This window comes from Lacticaseibacillus suilingensis, from assembly GCF_016861845.1.
GTDB lineage: Bacteria > Bacillota > Bacilli > Lactobacillales > Lactobacillaceae > Lacticaseibacillus > Lacticaseibacillus suilingensis.
In genome coordinates this window covers 88,594-99,975 of the sequence record NZ_BOLV01000011.1, presented here as the reverse complement: position 1 = coordinate 99,975, position 11,382 = coordinate 88,594, and the positions used below count along the sequence as shown (strand labels likewise).

The following is an 11,382-nucleotide window of genomic DNA, read 5'->3' as shown; positions in this document are numbered from 1 at the left end:
CATATAATGAGTTATTTGAATAGCTCGATTTGTTGTTTGCGAATTGACTTCGCTCATGTTTAATTCTCTTCGATTTAAATCGAAAAGCCCTATCACATTTACGAAACTTTGTTCAGTTTTCAAAGGACCACTGTGTCCAAAAGACAACTTTAACAGTATATCTTATGGCTTTTTGCTTGTCAAATTAAAATGTCATGAAATGAATAATTATTCGTCTTCCAAGCATTTGCCGGCGCAGCGATTTGCGCTTGCCGTTTTGACAACAACAAGTATCTTACCAGCCAACAGCCCCTAGCGTCAACACTTAATTCAACATTCACTAAAAAAACAGAATAAGCGAAAATTTGGCCACTAAGAGCGCAAAGAATGATTATTCATCTCGCCTATTTCCGAACAAAAATGAATAAACAAAATTCAATGTACGAAAAAAGCACACGACTAGTCGTCTGTGTGCTTTTCCATCAGGCCAAGGTACTCGCTGACCCAGCCATCGAGGCGTTCGGCAATCGGGGTAAAGCCTAAATGCAGCTTACGGTTCGTCCAATAGTGCTTGCGATGCCGGTAAGTGGTCATCGCCGGTGCCGGCTGCAACGCCCGCACGGACAAACTGATTTTGCCCGAAAACTCATCAATATCCAAAATGACCACTTGGACCTGCTGGCCGACCTTGAACAAATCCGTTAGTGCCTTCACGAAACCGTGTTGACACTCGGAAATGTGGATCAGGCCTTGGTGGCGATCATCGAGCAGAACAAAAACGCCGTAGGGCTGAATGCCAGTGACCTTGCCGGTGACGATATCACCGATCCGATAGTTCATTGCGCCACTTCATTTCTATGATGTGAGTCTGCTTACCTATTCAGTATACCGAATGCTCAGCCGTGACTCAAACTAGGCAATTGTGATGTGTTCGATGGTAATTGGCGTGTCGGGTTTGTCGGCGCTGGTTTTGACCCGGCTGATGGCTTCAACCACATCCATGCCGGCCATCACTTGACCAAACACCGTGTGCCGGCCGTCAAGCCATGGGGTGCCGCCTTGCTGATAAGCATCGACCACGGCCTGCGGATAACCGGCGCCAGGCAATTGCTGCGCCATCTGCGGATTGAGGTGTTCGTTGGACACAATGAAAAATTGGCTACCATTCGTGTTAGGCCCAGCATTGGCCATGGACAGCGCGCCTTTAAGATTAAAGACCGAGGCACTGAATTCATCTTCAAAGGCTTGGCCCCACATGCTTTCACCGCCAGCGCCGGTACCGGTGGGATCGCCGCCTTGAATCATAAAGTCAGGAATCACCCGGTGAAAGGTGATGCCGTCGTAATAACCCTGCTTAGCCAGGGTCGTGAAGTTTTCCACGGCTTTCGGGGCTTGCTCTGGAAACAAAGCAAAGGTGATGTCACCCATGGACGTGGTCATAACGGCTTTGGGGCCGCTGAAAGTATCAAGTTCGAGTTGTGGATACATAGTTTCCTCCTATTAAGCAATCTTATTCTGGAGCATTATACCATAATCGCGGTGCTACTAAATGGCAAACTGGGGCGACCTGGTCGTGGTTGCCAAGCCTAAAATATGGTACGGTTAAGCAGATAGTTCATAGAGGAAACGAGGAATCCAAATGGCAACACACACGTATGAAATCACCGTGATCGGTGGCGGGCCAGTCGGCATGTTCGCCGCCTTTTACGCCGGACTACATGCCGCTGACGTGGCTTTAGTGGAAAGTCTCAGCGACTTAGGCGGCCAAACCGGGAATTTGTATCCCGCCAAGGTGCTGTATGACATTGGGGGCTTTCCCGGCATCAGCGGCCAGCAGCTGGTCGAGCAACTGCAAAAACAAGTCACCCACTTCAAGCCCACCATCAAAACTGCCACCACTGTCACTGCCATCAATCGACTCGATGATGGCACCTATCAACTCGACACCACCCAGGAGCCGATTTTGACCAAAACGGTGATTATCGCGACTGGTGGCGGGGCCTTCACCCCGCGCCGCCTCGCCGTGGATTACGACCCGGCCTTAGACGACAAAAACGTCTTCTACTTTGTGCGGGACCTTGCGACCTTCGATGGCGACACCGTGGCCATTGCCGGCGGCGGGGATTCCGCCATTGACTGGGCCTTAGCCATTGCCCCGCGCGCCAAGCAGGTCAACTTGATTCATCGCCGTGATCAGTTCCGCGCCTTAGAATCAAGCGTGGCTGAATTAAAAGCCAGCCCTGTCCAGTTGCACACCCCATTTTTGATTGAATCCGTGCAGGCGGCTGGTCACCAAATCGACATCACGTTAAAGCAGGTGCGCGGCGAGGCCAAACGCCAACTACGCGTCGACAAGCTGTTGGTCAATTACGGCTTCATGAGTGAAAACAAGCAGTTGCGCAGCTGGGGGGTGGATCTCGACCGCAATGCCATTAAAGTGGCCTCCACCATGGTCACCAGTCGCCAAGGTATTTATGCCATCGGCGATGTGGCCAGCTATCCTGGCAAACTGAAATTAATCGCCAGCGGCTTTGGCGAAGCCCCGATTGCCGTCAACGAAGCCTTGAGTTTCTTATATCCAGAACGCCGCCAGGCCCTGCACAGCTCACAGCTTTATCATTAACCAAAGGAAGCGATTCAAATGGCAGATCAACAAAGCATCACCAATGAAGAAAAGCTCTATGAACACACGATTGCCTTACTGCATGAACGCGGGGTGGAACCCAAAGATATCGGTGAACTTGTCATGTTCCTCCAGGAAAAATTCATCCCTGATCTCACTTTACCCGACGCCATCGAAAATGTGATGATTGTTCTGCGCAAGCGCGAAGTCCAAAATGCGGTCATGACTGGCGTCCAACTCGACAAACTGGCGGAGGCGGGCAAACTCGACCAGCCGCTGCAGCACATCATCGAAGAAGATGAAGGCCTCTATGGGGTCGACGAAATTCTGGCCTTCTCGGTGGTGAATGTGTACGGCTCGATTGGCTTTACCAATTATGGCTACATTGACCGCGTCAAGCCTGGCATTTTGGCGGTCTTGAATGCCCATGAACCAGGCATTATCCACACCTTTTTGGATGATATAGTTGGCGCGATTGCTGCCGCCGCTGCTAGCCGGCTGGCCCATTCGCATCCTGAATTGGAAGACGATAATTATTAAACTTATCCAAAGGCCACGCCTGCCCCGCGCCAGACCCGGTATAATGAAGCGCAGCAAGATACTGTGCGCCAGCGCCACCTGGAGCCAAACTAAACTCGGAGGAGTAGCATGACCCAACTGATCGACTTTATCCTACACATCGACACCCATTTGGTGACCATTGTTTCTAGCTTTGGGAACTGGACTTACCTGATTTTGTTCTTGATGGTGTTTATCGAAACCGGCCTGGTGGTGTTTCCCTTCCTGCCTGGTGACTCGCTGCTCTTCGCGGCTTGTGCGCTGGCTGCGAACGAAGCCTATGGGCTGAACATTTGGGTGCTGTTCGGCGTCTTCTTCGCCGCGGCCGTGATTGGCGACACTGTCAACTATGAAATCGGCCGCCATTTGGGCTTAGCCGCCTCTAACAGTTCCTTGTTCGGGCGCCTGATCAACCGCGATAAATTGAAATCAGCCGAAAACTTCTTTAATCGCCATGGTGGTAAAACCATCGCCATCGCCCGGTTTATGCCTCTGGTGCGAACTTTCGCCCCGTTTGTGGCCGGCGGTTCCAACATGCACTATCCAAAATTCATCCACTACAACTTGATTGGCGGCTTTCTGTGGGTGACCCTGTGCTGCGTTGCCGGGTTCTTCTTTGGCAATCAGCCTTTCGTGAAGGAACACTTCTCGGTGGTAGTGCTGGGCATCATTGCGATTTCCCTGATTCCGGTGCTGATCACCGCGCTCCGCGGCCGCAACAAAACCGCCGCTTAAACCCGGCTAATAAGCAAAAACGTGCTCGTCAACTGACGAACACGTTTTTTATTGGCCTTGAAGCTTGGCATCCCGCCGGCCACTCACCAGTCCCCAGACCATCATGGCTTCAAACAGCAGCAAGGCGAGGGCGAAGCAGGCGGCGAAGAAATTCTCCGGCAGCACATTGATGACGGGATCCACACTAGGATCGAACAACCAATCATTATTGCGAAACATCAGCTTATGAAAACCGATGAACACCGCATCAAAGTTCACGGCCATCAAAGCCCCCAGCACTAACGGCACCAGCGCCCCAATTTGAAACGGCCGAATCAACAAGTAGCGTTGGTGCGTCTGCCGCAGCTGGCGCAACCAATGCCAGGCCGGCCACACCGTCACCCAAAACACCACAATCGCCAGGACAAAGAGCTTTTTGACATCAGCAAAATGCTGCGCGCCACTGGCCGACCAGCGAAAATCCGGGAGGCTAAACGCGACCCCAGGCACCTGCAGGTAAGTCAGCAGGTGCACATAATTGTGATAAAGGCGGCCGCCACTCAGCCCCGCCACCGCTGGCAGATCCTCGAGGTGCATGAACACCGGATACAATGCGTAGGTCAGCAAAATCGTGCCCCACACCACCGCGCTGATGATGAAAAGCCACAGGCAGACCTGCTGCCCCAGCCGCTTCATCTTAAACCTCCCAGTCAGCCAAACTGGCGACTTCATGCGTGGGTTTAATCGTTTGCTGAGCGACATCGGCCCGGGTGGAGATCCCGGTATACACCAGCAAGGTATCGATGCCCGCATTAATGCCGGCCTTGATGTCGGTATTGTAATTATCGCCCACCATCACGACCTGCTCCTTGGTCAGGCCCATTTTATGCAAGGCCTGAGTCATGATGATGGATTCGGGCTTGCCAATGTAGAAGGCCTTGCGCTGAGTGCTGCGCTCCACCAACGCAATCACTGAACCGGCGCCAGGCACATGGCCGCGTTCGTTCGGGAGATTGGTGTCAGCGTTGGTGCCGATGAACATGCCGCCCCGCTGAATGGCTAACGTGGCGAGCTCGAATTTGTGATAGGTGACATCATAATCCAGCCCCACCACCACGTAATCAGGATCGTACTCGTTAAAGCGCAGTCCCACATCCAACAAGGCCTGCTTCAAGCCGAGCTCACCGATCACGTAAACGGACTTGCCGCGCGCATCCCCCCCGTTTTGCTGCTGAATCCAGCTCGCCGTCGCCAAAGAAGGCGTGTAGACCTGCGCCGGGTCGGCGTGAATGTCATGGTTTTCGGCCAAATTGCGGCACACATCAGCCGGCGACTTGGTGGTATTATTCGTCAAAAATAAAAACGGGATGTGCTTGGCCTGGAGGCGCTCCACGAAAGCCTTCGCTTCTGGAATCCGCTCCTTGCCGCGATACATCGTCCCGTCTAAATCAATCATATAACCTTGATATGTCAAAAATCTTCTCCTGTTTCTCAATCAGATTCGCGCGTTTTAATGGTGAAGTGGCGTTTGCGCGGTTTGGCCTTGGCCACGGTTTCGGCGCGGCCAGCAAGGGCCTGCGACTTCACTGTTTTTTCTTCATAGGGCACAGCCTTGCGATGATGACTCTTACCGCCGCGGCGCCGCTTAGGCTTCACTGCCGGCGCATCCAGCCGTTGCAAGACGAAAAAGGCGCAGCCAAAATTGCAGTATTCATACAGGTAATCTTCTAGCGTCCCGATCAACTGATCCTTGCTGGCGCGGCGATTGTCATCGCGATAAAACCCGCGCAGGCGCAATTGCTCATAACCCCAGTCGCCGACGATGTAATCATATTTTTCTAGAACATCCATGTAGCGTTCGGCAAACTTGGCCTTATCAAAGCCCGCTTTATGATCTTTAACCAGCTGATAGCGCCGCCCATCAATCGTGATCAAATCAGGGGCAACCTGACTGATTTGCGCCATGGGGACAATCGGCTGGCGTACTGGCCGCTCTTTCAAGGTCCGTTCAGACATTTTGCCACCTCCTTTGACCTACAATAGCATCTAGTATAGCACAGGCGCCTGCGTCCACCTAGCGGAGCAAAGTTGCCAAGCGCAAGGTCATCAGCGGGTCAATGCCACTAAGTTGATAGTAGGCACTGTTCTCGCGCCAGGCCACGGTGTTGACCCGGTCATTGCTTTTGGCCACATGCAGCACCACCGCGCCATGGGTGGCCGGAATCGGCAAACTGGCTTGGGCTAAAAAGCTCACGGCTTGCTTAGCCAACGCGGCTGGGTCTTCCTGATTTTGATTGACCCCACTGGCCACCAAGGACCAGCGGCCTTCATGCCAAGTCACATAAGTCGAACCGGCCGCGCCTTCCTTGGTCCCAGTCAAGCCATCGCCCAGCGCAACCGTTGGCAAACCAGCCTGCAGGGCCTGATAGTTGATGGCAGCATCTGCCGCTTCAGCCGCCGCAGTTGATTCCGGCGTGGTTTTGGTCAACACGTAAGGGGCATTTGACCGCGGCAGCGAGCTCGCCTGAAAAGCGGCAGCGGCGCCGAAACTGAAATACAACTTATAGTTGGCACTCGTGCCTGCTGCCGCAACGTTCAAGGCTTGCCCACTGGCGGCAGGATCTTGCTGCGGGAATTTAGCCCCAGGAATTTGCTTGCGCAAGGCGCTGTGGAGCGTTGCCAGATGGGATTGCGCCGGCGCGGCGGTTGAACTTGAAGCCTGACTGCTGCTTGAACTGGCCTTGGTTTTGGCCTTGGCTTTTTTACTGCTGACCTTGCTCGACTTAGCACTGTTTGATGATGGCTTGGTTGCTTGCTTCTGCCCACAGCCGCCCAGCACGATGACAGCCAGCACGGCCAGTCCTAACCATTGCTTTTTCATTTTGACCACTCCTTTTGCCTCGATTATACGAAAAAACGAGTTGGAAAGAAAACGCTTACCCCGAATTGCAAAAAAGAAGCGGCTCCCCTGCCGCTACCGATTATGCTTCCCCTTGTTCCAGTTGCACCAGCTGCGCATGAAGTGCTGGCTGGGCCGCCTCTGGTAAGAAAACGGCCAACTGGGGCCAAAAACTGTAAGTGACATACGCCGCCGTAAAATCGCCTTGCTGCAGCTTGCGAAAACCCAGTGTGACTAACGCGTTGATCTGCCCCGCTGCTTTGCGGTCCGCCGCTGCTAGGAGCGCCTGCCGCAGTGCTTGGAGCTCTGTTTTGACTTGTTTTTCCAATCCCCCACCCCGCTTTGCTTAACAGTTTACCGGGGTTTAGATTAAAAATCAATGTGAACTTTCTAATTATGCCCCCGTTTTTGCAAATAGGCTTTTTTGGCCGCCGCCAGTTCATGCACCTCGGCCGCAGACAAGGGACTGCCCCAAGGCAAGGCCTGAATGCTCGGCACCAGCCGGCGTTCCGGGGCATCCACCCCGACGTTGATGTTTTCAGCAATCGGCACCATGCTGTTATGAATATGGCCATGCAAATTCAGCGTCTGCTGGGTGATGCCCAACAGTAGCGGGTAATGGGTCATGATGAACTGCGTGTGATCATCTTTGATGATGGTGCCGACGTCATGAAACAGGAACTTGGGCTGGCCGTGCCAGCCGGGATCTTGGCGGTGAAGAAACTTGAAGCGGGCCTGGTAGTCGTGATTGCCCTTAATGAAGACGATTTGCCCATGCAACTGCGTCAACACAGCCAGGACCGCCTGCTCCGTCGGCATCGCCTCTGGGTTCATGGCAATGTCCCCCAAATGATAGACCCGGTCATTCTCATCGTCGACGCGTGCATTCCAGGCGCTGATTAGCGCATTGTTCATCGCCGCCACCGAATCAAACAGCCGCGGCGCAAAATCATTGGGGCCAAGCAGGTCCGCATGGAAAAAATGAGTATCCGAAATAAAGTAATTCACGAACGGCCTCCCTGCCGCCGCTGCACGATCCACATAGTGAAGGGCACCGTCAGCGTCACGGCAATCATCGAAAACAAGACTTCAATCAGTTCCCGGGCAAAAATTTGATTGTTCAGCACCTGCCAGAACGGGTAGCGCAACTGCGTGAACCACAGAAATAGCCCAGCAAAGCCGCCGAAAAAGCCAAAGAACAAGGTGTTCAACGCGGTGCCAATGATTTCGGCCGCCATTTGCGTCAGCCCCGCGGGAGCCGCGGCCGCGCCTAGCGTCTTCATCCCCGCCGCCACTGCCACTGCCGCTTCAGCAATCGCGCCAAGGGTCGAAAACAGCGCAGTGGCGATCAAAATGTGCGGAAAACTGACGCCAATCAGCAGGTTGTAACCTTCCAGCGCCTCGGAATCCTCGGTGCCAAAGCCTGCCACATGCGCATACCGCACGCCGATGCCGATCACCAGCAGCATGCCTAGCATCACCAGCAGTGCCGCCACAAAAGCGGTTTGGGCCACATCACTGTCTCGGGTCGACAAGAAAATCGTGGTGGCCAGCACCACCAACCCCAGCACCGCTGCCACGCCGATGGGATTAAACCCGCCAGCCATCAAGATCACCGCCAGCATCATCAGCAGGAAATTAATCATCACGGCTAAGAAATTGCTGACGCCTTGCCTGCCGCCAACTGCCACCATCAACACTAGCAGCGCCAAAAGCAATGCTTCAAATGTATTCATGCTTGCACCTTCTTTGGCCAAGCCGCCAGCAGACTCGTTAGTGGTACTGCCAGTACAATGCCAAACGCCGAAATCAGCGCCTGCGCAAAGCCCAGGCCCATCACCCAGATAAAGGTTTGCGAAATCGCATTGTCATTGCGCAGCCACAAGATGCTTTCAGTAAAAGTATCGGCCATAAAAATCATGAACAGCACCGCAATCAGCGGGCCCATGACATTGCGGCCAATCGCCATCCCGGCCTGAAACCGCCGCTTAAAGCCGGCTGGCAACTGCATCACCGCCACGGCGATGTCGTTGCTTTCATCGAGCACCGCCCCTAGCGAACCAATCATGATCTGGACGAAAAACAACAGTTGCGGCACCTGGGTCACATATTCCACCGCCTCAATGTGCAAATCCCGATAGCCAGTCGCCGCAAACAAGCCGTAGCCCAGCGCTAAGGACAAGGCGGTGGCGCCTAATGTGGCCACGGCAATCACGGCAGCTTGACGCTTGATTCCGGCAATAAACACTGTGGTCACCACGGTAAACAACACCGCCATCAGGCTAAACAAAGCATAAGCCAACTTTTGATTGCTCGTGGTTTCCACATGCAAGGTCACCAGCAGCAGCCCCGCATTGGCCAAAATACTGCCAAAAGTCAGCCAGACCCGTTTTTTCATCACCAGGGCCATGAGCCAAACTGTGGCAGCCAGCAAGCCTAGCACTGCGCCATCTCGTTTTTCATCTTTGAGTTGATAGCGGCCCGCCTGCCGCTCGACAAACACTTGGTCGCCGCGGCGCAGCGGGGTATCTAGCGCCCCCGAGCCGGAATACGTATTACTCAACGTGATGACTTGCCCGCGCCGCGCGGTGTTCAGGAACTTGGCCTGCACTTGCTGGCGATGGGTGACGTCATGATTATCAAAGTTATCCACTTGCTTTTGGGCCTTGCCGGTGTGGACGGCGGTAACTTGCACAATGGGCTGGTGGTACAACGGGGCATCCAGCCGCGTGAGCCCCAGGACCACGAAAAAACTCAGCACTGGCAACAGCCAGCGCCAAGGTTTAGCCAATATGGTTTTGGCGTAAGATTTCATCATACGCTTGTTTCACCGGTCCTTCTGGCTTCGCCCATTCTTCCCACTGGTCGAGATCAAACGGGGGGAATTTGTAGTGCTCATTGACGTATTGTTCATACACCTTCACCGCGTTGGAGTGCGGGATATTGAGCTGCAAAATGCGGACACGCCTGATCAAGCCCTTGATCGCCGCTTTTTCCGCGCGGCCATTCATCATGATATTGCCAAGTTCAATGTAGCGACGGCCATCATTTAACGTGATTTCTTGCAGTAAATCAAAAGTTTCATATTTTTGCGCCATAATAATCTCCTTTGCTGATTCAGCGGGATCTTGATGCACCGGCAGTCGGTGTGGTTTTTCATCCCGGTTTTTTTGTGCTAAGGTTTTGTTAGCGGTCGCACTGCGGCCAACGAGTGAAAGGAGCGCCTCATGCCGAAACGGTTATGGATTGGCGCCTTGATTGGATTGTATTTGCTGACTGCCGGCTTTACCGTCGTGGGTCATCGCGGTGATCCAATCGATGCGCCGGAAGAAACATTTCAAAGCGACGATGCCGCTTTTGCCCGCGGCAGTGATTATGTGGAATTGGATGTCCATGAAAGCCAAGATGGCGTGTTGGTCATTCAACACGATGATAACATTCAACGCATGACCGGCCACAATGCGCTCATTGCCCAGACGCCTTACGCCGTTTTGCATGGTTATCATACCAAAAATGGCGAACCGGTTCACAGTCTGCAGGAACTCTTTGCGCATTACCAAAGCGGCCAGCAAAAGTTTCTAATTGAAACTAAAATCGTCAAAGGCGAGCCCCATCCAGACTTGGAAAAGAAGATTGCCGCCCTTGTGACCCAGTATGGCATGCAAAACCGGGTCATGTTTCATTCTTTTTCCTTAAGTAGTCTCAAGCGGCTGCAAAAATTGCTGCCCAACTGTCCGCGCCTGTTCATTGTCGGCTCGCTAAAACGCATCAACTACAGCGTCTTTCAGTGGGTCAATGGCATCGACGTCTCCACCGATTTGTTGACCAAGCCGCTGGTCAGCTCGCTGCATGCCATTGGGCAAAAAGTGTTCGCCTGGGATGAAATGACGGAAACGCCGGCCAAGTGGCAATGGCTGGTGAACTTGAATATCGATGGCGTGGTCACCAACTATCCGGCCATTGCCCATCAATATGCCACCTTGAAAGCGGAAGCCACCACAGTGAACCGCAGTGGCTTGGCCAGCAATTCTTCCTTAACCAGTCTACCCATTTATCAAAATCCGTACACGCCAACCCCTACCCAGCGCACGATTGCCCCAGTGGCGACCTTTGACGTGCTAAAGGAAGTCAAAAGTGGCGGTCAAACCTTCTATCAACTCTCACAAAATCAGTTTGTGGCGGCTTTGACGGTTAACTTTGCGCCGACGGCTGGCTGGGCCAATCAACTCCTGGGCCAAACCGCCTGGATTCACCACCAGGGCCTTGGGGCGGCTTTGCATCCCCTGCCCCAAACCAGCAGCGGCCAGTGTGCCTTGTTGGCCAACAACACGCCGGTCACGATTGATGCTGTGCATCTCACTGGCGGCACGCCTTGGCTGCATGTGGCGCAAGGCTGGCTCAAAGCCAGTGCCTTGCAGCTGCGCCTGACGCCAACCCTTGATGCGCCGGCCATGCCGCACTTGCAAGTGGCCTTGCGCCTGACCCCGAATTCCAGCCTACTGACTCCGACTCGCCTCGGGGCGTAAAAAGTAGGCATTTCTAATCGTTTTCACTAGTTGTCTTTTATGGCAATATGATATGGTTTAATTAATCAACTAAAGAAAGCAGG

At 53.5% G+C, this 11,382-nt stretch carries 15 protein-coding genes; 4 read left to right on the top strand and 11 right to left on the bottom strand.

The features are described from left to right. Positions 1-438: 438 nt before the first annotated feature. Entirely contained in the window at positions 439-819 is a 381-nt protein-coding gene (locus JUF11_RS08150) for a CvfD/Ygs/GSP13 family RNA-binding post-transcriptional regulator (protein ID WP_125579688.1), read from the bottom strand. A 72-nt stretch (positions 820-891) separates the two neighbouring features. Beyond that, the gene (locus JUF11_RS08145; RefSeq protein WP_204119158.1) at positions 892-1,467 is read right to left on the bottom strand and encodes a peptidylprolyl isomerase; all 576 of its coding nucleotides are present in this window, start codon (positions 1,465-1,467) and stop codon (positions 892-894) included. 151 nt (positions 1,468-1,618) lie between these two features. Here JUF11_RS08145 and JUF11_RS08140 point away from each other — a divergent pair, with 151 nt between their 5' ends. The 3 genes from JUF11_RS08140 (at position 1,619) to JUF11_RS08130 (ending at position 3,895) form a co-directional block, all read left to right on the top strand. Continuing rightward, a complete protein-coding gene (locus JUF11_RS08140; RefSeq protein ID WP_204119157.1) occupies positions 1,619-2,602 on the top strand; it encodes an NAD(P)/FAD-dependent oxidoreductase in 984 nt (327 codons plus the stop codon). 36 nt (positions 2,603-2,638) lie between these two features. Continuing rightward, positions 2,639-3,142 carry a phosphatidylglycerophosphatase A family protein gene (locus JUF11_RS08135; protein ID WP_125579951.1) on the top strand — a complete coding sequence of 168 codons (504 nt, stop codon included), beginning with the start codon at positions 2,639-2,641 and terminating at the stop codon, positions 3,140-3,142. A gap of 108 nt (positions 3,143-3,250) precedes the next feature. After that, complete coding sequence (locus tag JUF11_RS08130; RefSeq protein WP_203633727.1) at positions 3,251-3,895, top strand: VTT domain-containing protein; 645 nt, start codon at positions 3,251-3,253, stop codon at positions 3,893-3,895. 48 nt (positions 3,896-3,943) lie between these two features. Here the strand turns inward: JUF11_RS08130 and JUF11_RS08125 are convergent, their stop codons facing one another. From JUF11_RS08125 to JUF11_RS08085, 9 genes are all read right to left on the bottom strand, one after another. Beyond that, a complete protein-coding gene (locus tag JUF11_RS08125) occupies positions 3,944-4,570 on the bottom strand; it encodes a TIGR01906 family membrane protein (RefSeq protein WP_204119156.1) in 627 nt (208 codons plus the stop codon). 1 nt (position 4,571) lies between these two features. Further along, complete coding sequence (locus JUF11_RS08120; RefSeq protein WP_204119155.1) at positions 4,572-5,348, bottom strand: TIGR01457 family HAD-type hydrolase; 777 nt, start codon at positions 5,346-5,348, stop codon at positions 4,572-4,574. Between the two features lie 17 nt (positions 5,349-5,365). Next, complete coding sequence (locus tag JUF11_RS08115) at positions 5,366-5,839, bottom strand: YutD family protein (protein ID WP_236000493.1); 474 nt, start codon at positions 5,837-5,839, stop codon at positions 5,366-5,368. Between the two features lie 109 nt (positions 5,840-5,948). Further along, the gene (locus tag JUF11_RS08110; protein ID WP_204119153.1) at positions 5,949-6,755 is read right to left on the bottom strand and encodes a hypothetical protein; all 807 of its coding nucleotides are present in this window, start codon (positions 6,753-6,755) and stop codon (positions 5,949-5,951) included. Between the two features lie 100 nt (positions 6,756-6,855). Further along, entirely contained in the window at positions 6,856-7,101 is a 246-nt protein-coding gene (locus JUF11_RS08105; protein ID WP_204119152.1) for a hypothetical protein, read from the bottom strand. Between the two features lie 62 nt (positions 7,102-7,163). Beyond that, positions 7,164-7,781, bottom strand: a complete 618-nt coding sequence (locus JUF11_RS08100) for a metallophosphoesterase (protein ID WP_204119151.1) — start codon at positions 7,779-7,781, stop codon at positions 7,164-7,166. Next, the gene (locus JUF11_RS08095; protein ID WP_204119150.1) at positions 7,778-8,509 is read right to left on the bottom strand and encodes a YibE/F family protein; all 732 of its coding nucleotides are present in this window, start codon (positions 8,507-8,509) and stop codon (positions 7,778-7,780) included. The genes JUF11_RS08100 and JUF11_RS08095 overlap by 4 nt, the downstream gene beginning before the upstream one ends. Further along, on the bottom strand, positions 8,506-9,591 hold the full coding sequence (locus tag JUF11_RS08090) for a YibE/F family protein (RefSeq protein WP_236000492.1): 1,086 nt from the start codon (positions 9,589-9,591) through the stop codon (positions 8,506-8,508). Before JUF11_RS08090 ends, JUF11_RS08095 begins: the two co-directional genes overlap by 4 nt. Next, on the bottom strand, positions 9,557-9,871 hold the full coding sequence (locus tag JUF11_RS08085; RefSeq protein WP_204119149.1) for a hypothetical protein: 315 nt from the start codon (positions 9,869-9,871) through the stop codon (positions 9,557-9,559). Before JUF11_RS08085 ends, JUF11_RS08090 begins: the two co-directional genes overlap by 35 nt. A 129-nt stretch (positions 9,872-10,000) precedes the next feature. Between JUF11_RS08085 and JUF11_RS08080 the strand changes: the two genes are divergently transcribed. After that, positions 10,001-11,299: a glycerophosphodiester phosphodiesterase gene (locus JUF11_RS08080; protein WP_204119148.1), complete on the top strand. Its 1,299-nt coding sequence runs from the start codon at positions 10,001-10,003 to the stop codon at positions 11,297-11,299. Positions 11,300-11,382: the final 83 nt, after the last annotated feature.

What these genes read in the sequence shown, in the direction of transcription:
- JUF11_RS08150 (WP_125579688.1), bottom strand. Translation starts at nt 819, where the DNA reads ATGAACTATCGGATCGGTGATATCGTCACCGGCAAGGTCACTGGCATT.
- JUF11_RS08090 (WP_236000492.1), bottom strand. Translation starts at nt 9,591, where the DNA reads ATGATGAAATCTTACGCCAAAACCATATTGGCTAAACCTTGGCGCTGG.
- JUF11_RS08110 (WP_204119153.1), bottom strand. Translation starts at nt 6,755, where the DNA reads ATGAAAAAGCAATGGTTAGGACTGGCCGTGCTGGCTGTCATCGTGCTG.
- JUF11_RS08115 (WP_236000493.1), bottom strand. Translation starts at nt 5,839, where the DNA reads ATGGCGCAAATCAGTCAGGTTGCCCCTGATTTGATCACGATTGATGGG.
- JUF11_RS08140 (WP_204119157.1), top strand. Translation starts at nt 1,619, where the DNA reads ATGGCAACACACACGTATGAAATCACCGTGATCGGTGGCGGGCCAGTC.
- JUF11_RS08085 (WP_204119149.1), bottom strand. Translation starts at nt 9,871, where the DNA reads ATGGCGCAAAAATATGAAACTTTTGATTTACTGCAAGAAATCACGTTA.
- JUF11_RS08125 (WP_204119156.1), bottom strand. Translation starts at nt 4,570, where the DNA reads ATGAAGCGGCTGGGGCAGCAGGTCTGCCTGTGGCTTTTCATCATCAGC.
- JUF11_RS08130 (WP_203633727.1), top strand. Translation starts at nt 3,251, where the DNA reads ATGACCCAACTGATCGACTTTATCCTACACATCGACACCCATTTGGTG.
- JUF11_RS08095 (WP_204119150.1), bottom strand. Translation starts at nt 8,509, where the DNA reads ATGAATACATTTGAAGCATTGCTTTTGGCGCTGCTAGTGTTGATGGTG.
- JUF11_RS08080 (WP_204119148.1), top strand. Translation starts at nt 10,001, where the DNA reads ATGCCGAAACGGTTATGGATTGGCGCCTTGATTGGATTGTATTTGCTG.
- JUF11_RS08145 (WP_204119158.1), bottom strand. Translation starts at nt 1,467, where the DNA reads ATGTATCCACAACTCGAACTTGATACTTTCAGCGGCCCCAAAGCCGTT.